This is a genomic window from Rhodobacter sp. TJ_12 (assembly GCF_020023995.1).
GTDB lineage: Bacteria > Pseudomonadota > Alphaproteobacteria > Rhodobacterales > Rhodobacteraceae > Rhodobacter.
On the sequence record NZ_NRRD01000011.1, the window covers coordinates 45,137 to 61,703 of the forward strand.

A 16,567-nucleotide genomic window follows, 5' to 3' on the forward strand; every position below is an offset into this window, starting at 1 on the left:
GGTTTCGCCCCGCGAAGGCGGGGCGTGACCAGCCCCGGGCTTAACTTGCAAAGCGGCTTTGCGGCATCCGGTCGGCCAAAAAGGTTTCCGCGCTGGCGCGGTTCCAGCGGTCGATCCAAGAATGCAGCTCTGGATGGTCGGCGCCTTCGATCAAGAAGCCTTCGGGCAAATCCTCAAACGCTTCATTCCCGTCCAGAAATTCGTTGTTCTTGCTGCGGAACATGAAGTGATAGGGCAGAAAGGCCGACGGGTGCGAAAGCCCCGCCGCGCCGACCAATTCGCCCAAAGCATGCAGCGTATTCTTGTGAAACCGCGCGACGCGGGCGCTTTTGTCGCCCACATCCAGCGCGGCCATGCGCCGGGGATCTTGAGTGGCAATGCCCGCCGGGCAGCGGTTGGTGTGGCACGATTGCGCCTGAATACAACCAATCGCGAACATATAGCCGCGCGCCGAATTGCACCAATCCGCGCCCAAGGCCATCGCGCGGGCAATATCATAGGCCGAAACGATCTTGCCCGCCGCCCCGATCTTGATGCGGCGGCGCAGGCCCGCCCCGCGCAGCGTGTTGTGTACGAAATTCAGCCCTTCGAGCATTGGCATGCCGACGCGGTTGACAAATTCCAAAGGCCCGGCCCCGGTGCCACCTTCCTTGCCATCGACAACGATAAAATCGGGGGCGATGCCGGTTTCCACCATCGCTTTGACAAGGCACATGAATTCGCGCCGATGCCCGATGCACAGCTTGAACCCGACCGGCTTGCCGCCCGACAGGCTGCGCAATTGCGCGATGAATTGGACGAATTCGCGCGGCGTGGAAAAGGCCGAATGCGCCGCCGGGGAGACGCAGTCTTGCCCCATCGGAATGCCGCGCGCCTCAGCGATTTCGGGGCTGATTTTCGAGGCGGGCAGCATCCCGCCATGGCCCGGTTTTGCACCTTGGCTTAGCTTCACCTCGATCATTTTTACCTGCGGGTCGCTGGCCTGCGTGGCGAATTTTTCGGGTGAAAAGCTGCCATCATCATTGCGGCAGCCAAAATAGCCCGAGGCGATTTGATAGATCAGATCGCCCCCGCCTTGCCGGTGATAGCGGCTGATGCCGCCTTCGCCTGTGTCATGGGCAAAGCCGCCCGCCTTGGCCCCGCGATTGAGCGCCGAGATCGCATTGGCTGACAGGGCGCCAAAGCTCATCGCCGAGATATTGTAAACCGAGGCATCATAGGGCTGCGTGCAGTCCGGCCCGCCGATGCGCACGCGGAAATCGCAATCCTTGATGACCTTGGGCATGATCGAATGGGTCAACCAGTTGAAGCCCGAGGCATAGACCGATTCCACCGTGCCGAAGGGGCGTTTGTCTTCCACCCCCTTGGCGCGCTGATAGACCAGCCCCCGAATTTCGCGGCTGAACGGCACCTCGTCACGGTCGGATTCAAAGAAATACTGCCGGAACTCTGGGCCGACGCTTTCGATCATGTAGCGCAGATGACCGATGATCGGATAATTGCGTAAGATCGTATGCCGGGGCTGACGCAGATCATGAATGCCAATCGCGGCCAGTGCGGCAAAGACGAGGAAAACCGGCAGCATCCATGCCGACCAACTCAGCCACAAGATCGCGGAGATCAGGCTGAGCAGGAGCGCCCCGGCAAGCGGGACAAAACGGATATTCCGGCGCATCTGGATCATGGTCTGGCTCGCATTTTGCTTCTGCACTGCCCCATTTGAAAGCACGGCCTTGGTCTTCATACAAGAAAACAGCGGCCTTATGGCGAAGATGGGCGGCGCATTCGCTCTGGTCTTCGCGCTTTGGGGCCCTTAGCCTTGGCGCAAAGCAAGGACCGCCCGATGCCCAAACGCCTGCGCATGACCCGCCGCTTTCCGGTTGCGATGACCAATGACGCCTATCGCCGCTTGCACCGCTTTGCGGCAGAGGCCGAGATCACGCCCGATGAGGCGCTGTGCTTTTTGTTCGAGCATTTCAATTCGGTGACCAATGCCGAAAACCTGACGGCGCGGCTGCGGCTTTTCAAAGCGGAATTGGAGGCGCGCAAGGCCTAAGCCCGCCGCGGCGCCTGCGCCCAAGCCCCTTGGCAAACGGCCCTTTTGCCCCATCATTGGCGCATCCCGGTCGTGACGTTGCGCAACATTCCGGCGCGCCCCCTTACGTTCGCGTCAATTCGTTGCAATATGGGACCGGAGCGGGGTGGCCCGGCTGCCCCCGATCGCACGCCCGGACAGAGGAGGCCCGGCGGCAGGCATAGGTGCCGCGCGGGTCTAAGGAGGACCAATGACCGAAGCCTATATTTACGATGCCTGCCGCACGCCGCGCGGCAAGGGCCGCCGCGATGGCAGCCTGCACGAGGTAACCTCGCTGGCGCTGTCGGCGCGGCTTCTGAACGCGGTGAAGGAGCGCAATGGCTTGTCGGGCCATGCGGTGGAGGATGTGATCTGGGGCAATGTCACCCAAGTGGGCGAACAAGGCGGCTGCCTTGCGCGCTCGGCGGTGCTGATGTCCGATCTGGATGAAGCGATCCCGGGGCTTTCGATCAACCGCTTTTGCGCCTCGGGCATGGAGGCGGTGAATTTGGCCGCCAACCAAGTAAAGGGCGGCGCCGGCCAAGCCTATATCGCGGGCGGGGTCGAGATGATGGGCCGCGTCGCCATGGGCTCGGACGGGGCGGCGATTGCTGTGGACCCGGCGCTGGCGCTGAAAAGCTATTTCGTGCCGCAAGGCATTTCCGCCGATCTGATCGCCACAGAATATGGTTTTACGCGCGCGCAGGCGGATGCTTTGGCCGTGGAAAGCCAGCGGCGCGCGGCCGAGGCTTGGGCCGAAAACCGTTTTGCAAAATCGATCGTTCCGGTGACCGATCAAAGCGGGCTGACGATTTTGGACCGCGATGAATATATGCGTCCGGGCACCACGATGGAAGACCTCGGCAAGCTCAAGGCCAGCTTCAAGGATATGGGCGAGGTGATGCCGGGCTTTGATAAGGTCGCGCTGCTCAAATACCCGCATCTGGAAAAGATCGAGCATATCCACCATGCGGGCAACTCGTCGGGCATTGTGGATGGTGCGGCGGCGGTGCTGGTGGGCTCCAAGGAATTCGGTATTGCGCATGGGCTCAAGCCCCGCGCGCGCATTCGCGCCACCGCGAAAATTGGCACCGACCCCACCATCATGCTGACCGGCCCGGTGCCGGTGACGGAAAAGATCCTGCGCGACAGCGGTATGAACATTTCGGATATTGATCTGTTTGAAGTGAACGAGGCTTTCGCGGCCGTGGTGCTGCGCTTCATGCAGGCGTTCGACGTCAGCCCCGACAAGGTGAATGTGAACGGCGGCGCGATGGCGATGGGCCACCCGCTTGGCGCGACCGGCGCCATTATCATCGGCACGCTTTTGGATGAAATGGAGCGGCGCGATCTGTCGACCGGCCTTGCCACGCTGTGCATCGCCTCGGGCATGGGCGCGGCCACCATCATCGAACGCGTCTGAGGGAGGAAACCATGACCGATTTCACCTATGAGCTTGGCGCCGATGGCGTGGCCGTGATCACCTGGGATGTGGCCGCCAAATCGATGAACGTGATGAGCACGGAAGGGTTGATCTTGCTTGATCAACTTATTGATCAAGCCTTGGCGGATGAGGCCTGCAAGGGCGTGATCATCACCTCGGCCAAGAAAGATTTCGCGGGCGGAATGGATCTCAACGTCATCGCGCAGATGCGCGCGGGCGGGGCACAGACGGTTTTCGAGGGCGTGATGCAGTTGCATGGCGTGCTGCGCAAAATCGAACGTGCGGGGATGGACCCGAAAACGCTCAAAGGCGGCAAGCCGATTGTGACGGTGCTGCCGGGCACCGCGCTCGGCATTGGGTTGGAACTGCCGCTGGCGACGCATCGCATCTTTGCGGCAGACAATCCGAAGGCCAAGATTGGCCTGCCCGAGATTATGGTGGGCATCTTCCCCGGTGGTGGCGGCACCACGCGGCTGGTGCGCAAAATGGGGGCAATGGCGGCCGCGCCCTTCTTGCTGGAAGGAAAGCTCTCGAACCCGAAAGCCGCCAAATCGGCGGGGCTGATCGACGAGGTTTGCGAAGACCCGATGGCCGCCGCGCGCGACTGGGTTTTGAGTGTGAAAGACGCCGATCTGGTCAAGCCGTGGGATGCCAAGGGGTATAAAATGCCCGGCGGCGCGCCCTATCATCCGGCGGGGTTCATGACCTTCTTGGGCGCCTCGGCAATGGTGCATGGCAAGACGATGGGGGTTTACCCCGCTGCCAAGGCGCTGTTGTCCGCCGTTTATGAAGGCGCGCTGGTGCCCTTTGATACCGCGCTGAAGATCGAGGCGCGTTGGTTCACCAATCTTTTGCTGAACCCGTCCTCTTTCGCGATGATCCGTTCGCTCTTCATCAATAAAGAGGCTCTGGAAAAAGGCGCGAACCGCCCGCAGGTCGAAGATCAATCGGTCAAGAAAGTCGGCATTTTGGGCGCGGGCATGATGGGCGCGGGCATCGCCTATGTCTCGGCCAATGCGGGCATTGAGGTGGTGCTGATCGACGCCAGCCAAGAGGCCGCGGATCGTGGCAAAAGCTATTCGACCGGCATTCTGGATAAAGGCATCCAGCGCAAGAAGGTGACGGAAGAGAAAAAGGCCGAGGTGCTGGCCCGGATCACCGCCACCACCGATTATACCGCGCTTGAAGGCTGCGATCTGATCGTGGAAGCGGTATTCGAAGACCCGGGCGTGAAGGCCGAAGTCACCGCCAAAGCGGAAGCCGTGATCCCGGAAACCGCGATTTTTGCGACCAATACCTCTACCTTGCCAATCTCCAGCCTTGCCAAAGCCTCCAAACGGCCCGAGCAGTTCATCGGCATCCATTTCTTCTCGCCCGTCGATAAGATGCTCTTGGTCGAGATCATCAAGGGGGAACAGACGGGCGATGTCGCCGTGGCGAAGGCGCTCGATTTCGTCCGCGCCATTCGTAAGACGCCGATCGTTGTGAATGATGCGCGCTTTTTCTACGCCAACCGCTGCATCATTCCCTACATCAACGAGGGTATCCGCATGGTGGCTGAGGGGGTGAACCCGGTGTTGGTGGAAAACGCCGCGAAGCTGGTGGGGATGCCGCTCGGCCCGTTGCAATTGGTCGATGAAACCTCGATCGATCTGGGGGTGAAAATCGCCAAGGCGACCCGCGCGGCGATGGGCGATGCTTACCCCGATGGTGCGGTGGATGAGGTGATTTTCTGGATGGCCGATCAGGGCCGTTTGGGCAAAAAGGCCGATGCGGGCTTTTATACCTATGCGGGGGGCAAGCGTGCGGGGCTGTGGGACGGCCTGGCCGATCACTACCCGCAGGCCGAGGCGCAGCCGGAATTGCATGAAGTGCAGCATCGTTTGTTGATGGCGCAGGTGCTGGAAGCCGTGCGGGCCTTTGAACAAGGTGTGCTGACCGATATCCGCGAAGGCGATGTCGGCGCGATCTTGGGCTGGGGGTTTGCGCCGTGGTCGGGCGGGCCATTCGCCTGGCTTGATATCATCGGCGCGCCCCGTGCGGTGGAGATTTGCGAAGCGTTGGAGGCCACACACGGGCCGCGCTTCAATGCACCGGCGCTTCTGCGCGATATTGCCGATAAGGGCGATAGTTTCTACGCCCGCTTTGGCGGCGGGCAGGCGGCGGCAGCGGCCTGAGCTTAAGAACCCGGCGAAAGGGGCGGTGCTACGGGCGCCGCCCCTTTTCCTTTGCGCCCCTGCAGCCTAGCTTGTGGCCAAAGGAGATATCGCATGACCAATCCGCTTTTGGCACCGGGCAAGGGCCCCTTTGCCTTGCCCGATTTTGCCGCCATCACCGATGAGGATTTCGCCCCCGCCTTCGACACCGCATTGAGCGAGGCACGCGCGAATATTGCCGCGATTGCCGAAAACCCCGACGCGCCCAGCTTTGCCAATACCATCGAGGCGCTGGAGCTGGCTGAGGGCACGCTCGACCGGGTGGCGGGCGTTTTTTACAATCTGTCGGGGGCCGACAGCACCCCCGCGCGCGAGGCGCTGATGCGCGATCTGGCCCCGAAAATGGCCGCTTTCGCCTCTGAGGTCACGATGAACCGGCCGCTTTTTGCGCGGATCGAGGCGCTGTGGCAGGCGCGCGATACACTAGATTTGACGGGCGAACAGGCGCGGGTTTTGGAGCTTTACTACAAGATGTTCGTGCGCTCGGGTGCGGCGCTGACGGGCGCAGAAGCCGCGCGGATGACCGAGATCAAGGCGCGGCTTGCGGTGCTGTCGACGCAGTTTTCGCAAAACCTTTTGGCCGATGAACGCGACTGGTTCCGCCCCTTGGCGGAAGACGAGTTGGAAGGCCTGCCTGAGTTTGTGATTGAGGCGGCAAAAGCGGCGGGGGCAGAACGTGGCCAAGACGGCCCGGTGTTGACATTGTCGCGTTCGCTCATCGTGCCGTTTTTGCAATTTTCGCCGCGCCGGGATCTGCGCGAGTTGGCCTATGAAGCGTGGACGGCGCGTGGGGCGAATGGCGGCGAAACCGACAACCGCGCGATTGCGGCGGAAATTCTGGCCTTGCGCGAAGAACGCGCGAAGCTTTTGGGCTATGACAGCTTCGCGGCCTACAAGCTGGAACCGGAAATGGCCAAGGAGCCTGCGCAGGTGCGCGACTTGTTGATGCGCGTCTGGGGCCCCGCAAAAGCGGCGGCAGAGGCGGATGCGGCCAAGCTCACCGAAATGATGCACGCAGATGGTATCAATGGTGATCTGGAGGCGTGGGACTGGCGCTATTATTCCGAAAAACGCCGCGTGGCCGAGCATGATTTCGATGAAGCCGCATTGAAGCCCTATCTTTCGCTCGATGCAATTCTGGGGGCGGTGTTCGACACGGCCAACCGGCTGTTTAGGTTGGAGTTCAAACCGCTCGACGGGCCGTTTTACCACCCGGATGTGCGCGGTTGGGAGGTGACGCGGGGCGGCAAACATATCGCGGTGTTTTTGGGGGATTACTTCGCGCGTTCGTCCAAACGCTCGGGCGCGTGGTGCTCGGCGATGCGCTCACAATCGAAGCTTGGCGGCGAGGTGCGTCCGATCGTTGTCAATGTGTGCAACTTCGCCAAGGGTGACCCTTGCCTGCTGAGCTATGACGATGCGCGGACGTTGTTCCATGAATTTGGCCACGCGCTGCATCAGATGTTGTCCGATGTGACCTATCAATTCGTCTCGGGCACCTCGGTCGCGCGCGATTTTGTGGAACTGCCCAGCCAGCTTTTGGAACATTGGCTCGAAGTGCCCGAGGTGCTGGAAAAACACGCCCGGCATTGGCAGACGGGCGCGGCGATGCCCGCGGATTTGCGCGAAAAACTGCTGGCTGCGGGCACCTATGATCAGGGCTTCGCCACGGTGGAATTCATCGCCTCAGCTTTGGTGGACCTTGCCTTCCACGAAGGTGCGGCACCGAAAGACCCGATGGCGAAACAGGCCGACGTGCTGGCCGAAATCGGTTTGCCCAAGGCGATCCGCATGCGCCATGCGACCCCGCATTTCGGCCATGTCTTCTCGGGCGACGGCTATTCCTCGGGCTATTACAGCTACATGTGGTCCGAGGTGATGGATGCCGATGCGTTTGCTGCGTTTGAAGAGGCGGGCGGGCCGTTCGACCCAGCCACCGCGCAGCGGCTGGAAGCGTGTATCCTGTCGGTGGGCGGCTCTGTGCCGGCGGATGCGGCTTGGATGGCATTTCGCGGTCAAAAGCCCGGGGTCGAGGCATTGCTCAAGGGGCGTGGCCTGACCGAGGCAGCCTAAAGAAAAAAGCGCCCGCACCGGAGAGCGGGGCGGGCGCAACCGGGCCTTGGGCCCGTAGGTCGAAGCGATAAGCGCTTCGGGGGAGCCTTAAATTCGATTGCAATGGATCAGCCGTCACCACGCGGGGTGAGGGCAAAGACAAGACCGGCGGCCACAGCCATCGCGGCCATCGGATGATCCGACACGAGCTTGGGTAGGGTTTGCAGGGCGGTATCGCTTAGCGCGGCTTGCAAGGCGGCGCTGCGCTGCGCCTCGGCGCGCGCCTTGGCTCGCGCGTCGAGGATCACCGTCACCGCCCAGACAACAAGGGCTGCCACAATCGCAATGCCTGCCAGAACCAGTGCGGCATAGGCCGGGCCGATTACGGGCACGAGCGAGAGCCATAGCGCGGCGGCCAGCGCAATGTAAGCGGTGACCGCAAAGACCACGATCAGCGCGGTGCTGACCGCTGTGCGGCGCGCCTTGGCGACGGGCGGGCCGATCCCGCCCAAAAGCCCCAGAGCGATCTGCGCCAGATCGTTCATGGCGTTACCGCTTCATCAGCAGCGCGGCCAGAAAGCCGACCCCGGCGGCAACGCCAAGCGCGGCCATCGGGTTGGAGCGCACGCGATCTTCGACCGCGCCTTCGGCCTCCACCAGACGTTCGCGGGCCACTTCGGCAGCTTCGGCCGAGCGCGCGGCGATTTCATCGCGCATGTCACGGGCCTGATCGGCCAGTTGCTCTGCACGGGTCGCGCCGTAATCCTTGGCCTCGCGGCTCAGCTTGGCCAATTCAGCGCTCAGCTGTTCGATCTGTTTTTCCAGTTGCGCGACCTCGGCGGGGACCTTGCCGTTCGACTTCGAAAGCGGTTGGGCGCTGGCCATGAAAACCTCCTGTGCGTGGTTGCGTTTCACAGACCAAACGCAGATCTCGCCAAAAGGTTCCGTTCAGCCCTGCCAGACATCCATATGAATGATCACATCGGCCTGCGGATGGGCGTCCAAGATCGCGCGTTTGAGACTGCGCGCAATTGCATGGGCGGCCTCAAGCGATTGGTCGCCATCCAGTTCGATATGCAATTGCACGAAAAGTTTCGCGCCTGCGGTGCGAGTCTTGAGGTCGTGATAGCCGCGCACCCCGGGCCAGATCTCGGCAATCTCGGCGATGCTTTGCACCACGTCCTCTGGGGCGGCGCGGTCCATCAGCGCGTGCCAACTGGCCACAAAGATGCGCGCCGCGCCACGCAGCATGATCGCGGCGGCGATGATGGCAATCACGCTATCGGCGCGGGTCCACCCAAACCGGGCCGAGAGCCACAGTGCCAGCATCGCGCCCAGCGTGGGCAAAAGATCGCCCAGATAATGCAGCATATCGGCGGCCACGACCTTGTTGCCGGTGCGTGCGGCCACCCGACGTTGCCACAGCACCAGCGCGCCGGTCAGCACGGCAGAAAGCGCCATCACCGCGATGCCCGCGCCCTCATCTGCCAAAACTGGCGGGCGCGCGGCGATCAGCCGGTCCACCCCGGCCCAAAGAATCGCCGCGCCCGAGGCGGCGACGAAAACGGCTTGCCCCAGCGAGACCAGATCCTCGACCGAGGTATGCCCAAAGGAATGATCGTCATCGGCGGGGCGGGCGGCATAGATGATTGCAATCAACCCAGCCGCCGAGATCAGAAGATCCATCGCCGAATCGGCCAAAGAGGCGGCAATCGACAGCGCCCCGGTGGCCCAAAGCGCCCAAAGCTTAAGACAAACCAACAGCGTGGCGACACAAACCGAGGCAAGCCCGGCGGACAGGTTCAGCTTTTGCGTGGCGTGACTATGGGGCATCGAGGTCTCTTGGCGGGGCAACGGGCGCTCTGCCTAGCCGATCCGCGCGGCTCAGTCACGGATTTCATCGGGGGTCACCCCCCAGATTTTTTCTTTGGGCACCCAGCCATCGGCATCCTCTGCGGAAATTTCGCACCAAGTGCGGGTGCAATCCCCCAGCCGCGCTAGCGCGCCCATCTCGGCCAGCGCCACCACCGGCGATTGCACCTCGGGACGGGCGTGCAATTCGGTCATATCGTCTTCGACAATCACCATGCGCACCCCCGATAAAAGCGAATAATGGACCCAGCCGCCCGCCCCGTCACGGTCTTCGACGCGCCGCCAATGGCCGTGCTCTGCCGTGATGCGCAGCGGCATGCCAGCATGTTTGAACACCCAATCGATGCGGTGCGACAGCGACGGCCCGCGCCGGGCGTTGCCCTCGTCTCCCTTAAGCGAAACAAATCGCGGCAGCGGCAGGTTGGTGACGGGGCCACGGCGCGGAGAATTGGCCGTGGTGTCGGCTTGGGCCGGGGTAATGGGGTTAGAAACAGCAAGGGCAAAAGCGATGGCAAAGCCTGCGGCGGGGGCAAAACCTGCCCAGTGACTGCGCAGCGCAGCAATGGTTGCGCAAGAAAATTGCGTCGAAAGTCCAAAAAACGTCATTTCTGCTCTCTCCGGGCCTTGTAACTTGCCCCTTTGACGGTCAATTTGCACCCAAGCCGGACCTATTGGAAGAGAGGAGAGCCAACCATGCCCGCACCGCGGCTAAGTGTTGTCGTGACGCGACGGTTGCCCGAAGTCGTCGAGACCCGGATGAAAGAGCTGTTCGATGTCGAACTGCGTGAAACCGATGCGCGGATGAGCCGGGAGGAGCTGGTGGCCGCGATGCATGATGCCGATGTGCTTGTGCCGACGCTGACCGATCATATCGACGCCAATATGCTGGCGCAGGCGGGCGACCGGCTGCGGTTGATTGCCAATTTCGGGGCCGGGGTGGATCATATCGATGTGGCCTCTGCGCGCTCGCGCAATGTGCTGGTGTCCAACACGCCGGGGGTGGTGACCGAAGATACCGCCGATATGGTGATGTCGCTGATCCTTGGCGTGACCCGGCGCGTGCCCGAGGGGCTGGCGCTGATTAATCGTGGCGAATGGCAGGGCTTTTCGCCCACGGCCCTTTTGGGGGGCCGCATCGGCGGGCGCCGGCTGGGCATCATCGGCATGGGGCGGATTGGTCAGGCGGTGGCGCGGCGCGCGGCGGCTTTTGGCATGCAGATCCACTATCACAACCGCCGCCGGTTGCGCCCCGAAACCGAGGCGGACTTGCAAGCGACCTATTGGGAAAGCCTTGATCAGATGGTCGCGCGGATGGATGTGGTCTCGGTCAACTGCCCGCATACGCCCTCGACGTTCCATTTGCTGAATGCGCGGCGGCTCAAGCTGATGAAGCCCTCGGCGGTGATCGTGAACACCTCGCGCGGCGAAGTGATCGATGAAAACGCGCTGACGCGGGCACTGAAGGCCGGGGAGTTGGCGGGTGCCGGGCTTGATGTGTTTGAGCACGGGACCGAGTTTAACCCGGTGCTACGCGAAATGCCCAATGTCGTGCTTTTGCCCCATATGGGCTCGGCCACGCTCGAAGGGCGCATCGAGATGGGCGAGAAAGTGATCTTGAACATCAAGACTTTCGCCGATGGCCACCGACCGCCAGATCTGGTGGTGCCGGGCGTTCTTTGACGCTGTGCCCTAACCGAAAAAACCGGCGGCCCTAGGGGTGCGCCGGTTTTCTTTTGTGCTGTGTCTCGGGGTCACATCCGAACTTGGACGCTGCCGCCTTTGCCTTGCGCGCTCGCCGCCGCCGCAGCGTTGTTGGAATAGCTGTTTTCCGCATTGGCCTCGGCCATGAGCTGTTCCATCTTTTGCGCAAGATTGACGCGAGAATTGGCCTTCGCCTCTGCGTTCGACGCTTCGATACTTTGCTCGGTTATGCTGCGCTGCTGGGCAAGCTGCTCGGTGACATCGGGGCGGCTTTGCGACAGGTCCACCTTGCCCGGCTCGGTCGATTGCGCGATTGACTCGGCAAGTTCCGTGACCGTCGTGCCCGGTTCGCCGCCGGCCTGCTGCTTGCGGATTTGTTCAACCGGGGTCGGATCGCGCTGCTTCATCTCGGCAAGGTTTTCGGCGCTGATCTCTTTGGTCATCGCCAAGGCGCCGGTCTTTTGCGTTTTTGCTTCGGCTGCGGCCCGCACAAGCGTTTCGGCGGCGGCATTCGTCGGCATGGAACGCCCCATCCGCGCGACGTCGGTGGGCGAGGCGCGTTTGCTGGCACTATTTTCAGGGGGTGCCGCGTTTTGCGGGGCGGCCATCGCGGCTGTAGGCGCGGCCCGGCTCGCCATGGCTGCACTGACCGAACTGGCGGCAGCAGCAGAGTTAGAAATTTGTCCATCGAGGCGCATGACAAATCCGATACACAGGTTTTGGCGAAGGTTTCAGGCTATAGATACTGCAAACGGCCCCGCGTTTCACGCCAGAGCTTGCGAATTGGTAAACTGCGGGCCCGAAGCGCGCGGCTGCGTCAGAGCGTCAGGCGGATGCTGTGCCCCTTTTGCGCCTCGTGTCCAACCAAAGCCAAAGAGAAAGTGGAGTAAGCCCCCTGCGTGACGCTCATCCCAGTCATTTGTGACATAAGCGATTCCATCGCATCGCGGCCCCTGTCCGCCTCGACAACACCTGCGGCCGCAGAATCGACCGGATTGGCGGCCGAGGCGATGCTTTCCAAAATCGCTTCGCGGCGGTTTGCATCGACGCGCATTTCAGCAAGGCGGCGGGCATCAGATTCGGTCCCCCCCTGACTGTCTGCATCAAAGAGGCTGCTCAGGTCGATAACCGTATCACCTTGGCTGGCCGTCCCGGCTTCGACAAGCCGCCCGATCAGCGCTTCCAGCACCGATTGTGCATTCGCATTGGTGACACGCGATTGCCCGGTCTCAAGCCCCGCTTGTGCCGCGCCCGCGCCTTGCCCTGCGGTCGTCGTGCTGGCGTTCTGCGCCGATGCGCCGGCCCCGGTGTTCGAAGTGGCGGCGGCCTGTTGCCCCCCGGCCTGCGTGGCGGTTTCGCTGGCGCCGCTTTGCCCCGACAGCATCGATTCGACCGTCAAACCCACTTGGCCCAGACCTTCGGTTTGCGGGGCAGGGGGGGGCGGTTCGGTTGTGGCGGAGGGGGTGCTCTGCGCCGGACTTTGTGTCGAGGCTGAAGACTGCGCGTTCTGGCCTTGGCCAAAGCCCTGCCCGGATAAAATCACCTGCAAAAGTGCGGAAACATAGCCGAGAATGGACATTGCGGGACTCGCTGGGAATTGTGTCAAATTGTTCATACCGCGCCGGGCTCGCCGGTTCACGCCAAAGCTTACGAATTGGTAAACCCATCGCAAACAAGGGGCCGAGCGGTTTCACCGGCGCGAGAGGATGTCGCTTTTCGCCGCCAAATGTCGGGCACGCTTGTCCGAACTGCGGCCAACCTGCCAAAACGGAGCAAAACACCCTTCAGGAGAGTCCGATGAAAACCCATGTCAAAGCTTTGGTCGTCGGCGGCGGTGCCGTCGGCTGCTCGGTTGCCTATCACCTTGCCAAGGCTGGCTGGGAGACGATGCTGGTCGAGCGTGACGAGCTGACCTCGGGCTCCACGTGGCACGCCGCCGGTCTGCTGCCGCTGTTCAACATGAGCTATGCGACCACCCACATCCACAAATACTCGGTCGATTTCTACAAAACGCTGGAAGCGGAAACCGGTCTGAATGCGGGCTTTTCGATCTGCGGCAACCTGCGTATGGCGCAAACGCAAGAGCGTATGGACGAATATATGCTCTATTCGTCGGTCGCCGAAACGGCGGGTGTCTACCACGAATTCCTGACGCCCGCGCAAATGAAAGAGCGTTGGCCACTTCTGAACACCGAAGATCTGCGCGGCGCGCTGTTCCATCCGCAAGATGGCTACATCAACCCCGCCGATGTGACCCAGGCGATGGCCAAGGGGGCGCGTCAACGTGGCGTGGACATTGTCCGCAAGTTGCAGGTGAACGCCTACAAATGGACCGGCTCGGAATGGATCGTCACGCTCGAAAAGATGACCGAGAAGGGCGGCAACCTTGTGGGCTCGGGCGAGATGATCGACGTGCATGCCGAACATGTCGTGACCGCGACGGGCAACCACGCGCAGCGCACCGCGCGGCTTTTGGGCATCAAAATCCCGGCGATCCCGGTAGAGCACCAATTCATCGTCACCGAGCCCGATCCGGCGCTGGTCAAGTGGCGCGCCGAGGGCAACCCCGAACACCCGGTGCTGCGCGATTCGGATTCGAAATGGTATGTGCGCGAAGAGCGCGGCGGCTGGATCTTGGGCCCCTATGAGCGCAACGCGCCCGCGCGGTTCCTGTATGACGTGCCGGAAACCTTCCGCGCTGACCTCTTCCCGCTCGATCTGGAGCGGATCGAAGAAGAATATATGTCGATGATCCACCGTCTGCCGACCTCGGAAACCGTGGGTCTGAAAGACGATTTCAACGGCCCGATCTGCTACACGCCCGATGGCAACCCGCTGGTCGGCCCGGCGCCGGGCCTGCGCAACATGTGGCTGGCCGAAGGCTTCAGCTTCGGCATCACCGCGGCGGGCGGCACCGGCTACTATCTTGCCCAGATGATGGTCGAGGGCGAAGCCGAGATCGACATGGCCAGCCTTGATCCCAAGCGCTACGGCAATTGGATGACCACCGAATATGCGGCGCGCAAAAACGAAGAATGCTACGAGCACGTCTTCATTTTGCACCACCCGGACGAAGAGCGCGAAGCCTGCCGTCCGCTGCGCACCGCGCCCGCCTATGACCGCCAACTCGCGCTGGGCGCGCAAATGGGTCAGGTGAACGGGTGGGAACGCCCCAACTACTACGGTCCGGTCGATGCGCCGGCGGATTTTGACCACAAGTCGCGCAGCTTCCGCCGTGGCGCATGGTGGCAATATGCCAAAGCCGAAGCCGAAGCCCTGCGTGAAACCTGCGGGATCATTGATGCCTCGGCCTTCACCAAGCACCTTGTGCGCGGCCCCGGCGCGACGGCGTTCTTGGATCACTTCACCTGCAACAAGCTGCCGAAAGTGGGGCGCATCAACCTGACCTATGCGCTGACCGATGCGGGCACGGTGCGCACCGAATATACGATCGTGCGGATCGCCGAGGATGAATACTACCTGATCTCGGCAGGGGCTTGGACGGCTTATGATGCCGATTTCCTCAAACAATCGGCCGAGGATTTCATCGCCAATGGTGGCGGCTACATCGACATCCACGATGTGACGACGCAATGGGGCGTTTATGCACTGGCAGGCCCGAATGCGCGCGCGCTGCTCAATGAAATCGTCAAAGACGCGGCGCCCGAAACGGTGCTGAGCAACAAGCGCTTCCCGTGGCTGAGCTACCGCGATATCGAACTGGGCATGTGCCCGGTGCGTGCGGTGCGCGTGGCCTATACCGGCGAATTGGGCTGGGAGCTGCATTTCCCGGTCGAATTTGGCCGCTACCTGTGGGATCTGATCTGGTCGGTCGGTGAAAAGCACGGGCTCAAACCGGTGGGCGCGCGGGCGCAAAACTGGCTGCGTCAGGAAAAATCCTACCGCGCCTTTGGCAACGAATTGGGCCGCGATGCGACGCCGATGGAAGCCGGTCTCGACCGTTTCATCGACTTGGGCAAAGAGTTCCGCGGCAAGCAAGCGATGTTGGACACCGGCATCCGTGCGAAATGCGTCACGCTGCTCATCGATGGGCCGGAAGATTGCGACCCGTGGGGCAAAGAAGCGCTTCTGGTCGATGGCGAAAAGGTCGGGCGTCTGACCTCGGGCGGCTGGTCGGTTGCCTTCGGCAAGCAGATCGGCATGGGCTATGTCCGCCCCGATCTGGCTGAGGTGGGCACCAAGCTAAAAGTGAAGATGCTGCTGCAAGAATGGGATGCGGTTGTGGCCGAGGACAGCCCGCATGACCCGACCAACGCGCGCATCCGCATTGACGGCTAAGCGCAAAAGCCTTCAAGACCAAAGGGGCGGGGGAAACCTCCGCCCCTTATTCTTGGGCGGGTCTCATTGCGCGCGGCCAGACAGCCAATTCTCCCAGCCCGTGCGCGAACCGCCAAAGGCGTTCAGATCCACCGTGCCGCCAATGCCGGGAACCACGCCGGTGCCGGAGTATTGCCAAAAGCTCCAGCGTTCATTGGGGTATTTCTCGGACGGATGGGCCGAGACCGAGCGCAGCCAAAACTCTACCCCCGCCATCCGGCCAAGGTCATTGTCTTCATAGAATTTGGGGTCGGTGTAGACCACCGGCTGGGTGCCGTAATGCGCTTCTAGCGCATTGAGGAAGATGCGCATTTCCGCGCGGACCTTGGCGGCGGGCGGGCGCAACTGGCAACTGGGCGAGGTATGGTTCCATTCGATGTCCAGCACCGGCGGCAAATCGCCCTTGCGCGCGGGCACAGTGCGGATGAACCAATCGGCCTGCTCGATCGCCGGGCGGCAGAAGTAATAGAAATGATAGGCCCCCACCGCGACGCCCGCAGCACGTGCACGCGCGGCATTAGCGCCATAGCCCGGGTCGATGTGATCGCCGCCCTCGGTCGCCTTGAGCCACGCAAATTCCACCCCGGCGGCGCGCGCCTTGGGCCAGTCGATCTTGCCTTGGTAGCGCGCGGCATCGATCCCATGCACCGGATAGCTTGCGGGGGGGCGGCCTTCCCACGGATGGGGCTTGGTATCGCCAAACTGCGCAGGCAAGCCCGGCGCGCGGTAATCGGCGGCGGCCAGCGGTTCGGGGGCCATCAATTCGGTGCGCACCGGGCCGGAGCCGGGGCCACAGCCCCACAAGGCCAAACACACCACGCCCGTTACGGATACCCAACCAAACCGCATTGCCGCCCCTCCCTTGCTGCA

14 protein-coding genes are annotated in these 16,567 nt (G+C 62.3%); 6 read left to right on the plus strand and 8 right to left on the minus strand.

The window, feature by feature from the left end:
• Positions 1 to 40: 40 nt before the first annotated feature.
• Complete coding sequence (locus CKO11_RS09770; protein ID WP_411742008.1) at positions 41 to 1,675, minus strand: FMN-binding glutamate synthase family protein; 1,635 nt, start codon at positions 1,673 to 1,675, stop codon at positions 41 to 43.
• Between the two features lie 168 nt (positions 1,676 to 1,843).
• Between CKO11_RS09770 and CKO11_RS09775 the strand changes: the two genes are divergently transcribed.
• The 4 genes from CKO11_RS09775 (at position 1,844) to CKO11_RS09790 (ending at position 7,807) form a co-directional block, all read left to right on the plus strand.
• The gene (locus CKO11_RS09775; protein ID WP_223637481.1) at positions 1,844 to 2,056 is read left to right on the plus strand and encodes a hypothetical protein; all 213 of its coding nucleotides are present in this window, start codon (positions 1,844 to 1,846) and stop codon (positions 2,054 to 2,056) included.
• A 229-nt stretch (positions 2,057 to 2,285) separates the two neighbouring features.
• The gene (locus CKO11_RS09780; RefSeq protein ID WP_223637484.1) at positions 2,286 to 3,497 is read left to right on the plus strand and encodes an acetyl-CoA C-acetyltransferase; all 1,212 of its coding nucleotides are present in this window, start codon (positions 2,286 to 2,288) and stop codon (positions 3,495 to 3,497) included.
• Positions 3,498 to 3,508: 11 nt separating this feature from the next.
• Positions 3,509 to 5,695, plus strand: a complete 2,187-nt coding sequence (locus CKO11_RS09785; protein ID WP_223637486.1) for a 3-hydroxyacyl-CoA dehydrogenase NAD-binding domain-containing protein — start codon at positions 3,509 to 3,511, stop codon at positions 5,693 to 5,695.
• 93 nt (positions 5,696 to 5,788) lie between these two features.
• Entirely contained in the window at positions 5,789 to 7,807 is a 2,019-nt protein-coding gene (locus CKO11_RS09790; RefSeq protein ID WP_223637488.1) for a M3 family metallopeptidase, read from the plus strand.
• A 107-nt stretch (positions 7,808 to 7,914) separates the two neighbouring features.
• On the opposite strand, the gene CKO11_RS09795 is transcribed toward CKO11_RS09790, so the two are convergent.
• The 4 genes from CKO11_RS09795 to CKO11_RS09810 all read right to left on the minus strand — a co-directional run bounded on the left by CKO11_RS09795 (position 7,915) and on the right by CKO11_RS09810 (position 10,264).
• On the minus strand, positions 7,915 to 8,331 hold the full coding sequence (locus CKO11_RS09795; protein WP_223637499.1) for a hypothetical protein: 417 nt from the start codon (positions 8,329 to 8,331) through the stop codon (positions 7,915 to 7,917).
• Positions 8,332 to 8,335: 4 nt separating this feature from the next.
• On the minus strand, positions 8,336 to 8,671 hold the full coding sequence (locus tag CKO11_RS09800) for a YqjD family protein (protein WP_223637501.1): 336 nt from the start codon (positions 8,669 to 8,671) through the stop codon (positions 8,336 to 8,338).
• A gap of 63 nt (positions 8,672 to 8,734) precedes the next feature.
• Positions 8,735 to 9,619 carry a cation diffusion facilitator family transporter gene (locus CKO11_RS09805; RefSeq protein WP_223637504.1) on the minus strand — a complete coding sequence of 295 codons (885 nt, stop codon included), beginning with the start codon at positions 9,617 to 9,619 and terminating at the stop codon, positions 8,735 to 8,737.
• Between the two features lie 51 nt (positions 9,620 to 9,670).
• Positions 9,671 to 10,264, minus strand: a complete 594-nt coding sequence (locus CKO11_RS09810; RefSeq protein WP_223637507.1) for an SH3 domain-containing protein — start codon at positions 10,262 to 10,264, stop codon at positions 9,671 to 9,673.
• 87 nt (positions 10,265 to 10,351) lie between these two features.
• Between CKO11_RS09810 and CKO11_RS09815 the strand changes: the two genes are divergently transcribed.
• Entirely contained in the window at positions 10,352 to 11,338 is a 987-nt protein-coding gene (locus tag CKO11_RS09815) for a 2-hydroxyacid dehydrogenase (RefSeq protein WP_223637510.1), read from the plus strand.
• A 71-nt stretch (positions 11,339 to 11,409) separates the two neighbouring features.
• Here CKO11_RS09815 and CKO11_RS09820 read toward each other — a convergent pair whose 3' ends face one another.
• Positions 11,410 to 12,057, minus strand: coding sequence for a hypothetical protein (locus CKO11_RS09820; protein ID WP_223637512.1), 648 nt, complete (start codon positions 12,055 to 12,057; stop codon positions 11,410 to 11,412).
• 119 nt (positions 12,058 to 12,176) lie between these two features.
• Complete coding sequence (locus tag CKO11_RS09825) at positions 12,177 to 12,938, minus strand: hypothetical protein (RefSeq protein WP_223637514.1); 762 nt, start codon at positions 12,936 to 12,938, stop codon at positions 12,177 to 12,179.
• 218 nt (positions 12,939 to 13,156) lie between these two features.
• Here CKO11_RS09825 and CKO11_RS09830 point away from each other — a divergent pair, with 218 nt between their 5' ends.
• A complete protein-coding gene (locus CKO11_RS09830; RefSeq protein WP_223637516.1) occupies positions 13,157 to 15,658 on the plus strand; it encodes an FAD-dependent oxidoreductase in 2,502 nt (833 codons plus the stop codon).
• A 63-nt stretch (positions 15,659 to 15,721) separates the two neighbouring features.
• Here the strand turns inward: CKO11_RS09830 and CKO11_RS09835 are convergent, their stop codons facing one another.
• Positions 15,722 to 16,546, minus strand: a complete 825-nt coding sequence (locus CKO11_RS09835) for a GH25 family lysozyme (protein WP_223637517.1) — start codon at positions 16,544 to 16,546, stop codon at positions 15,722 to 15,724.
• Positions 16,547 to 16,567: the final 21 nt, after the last annotated feature.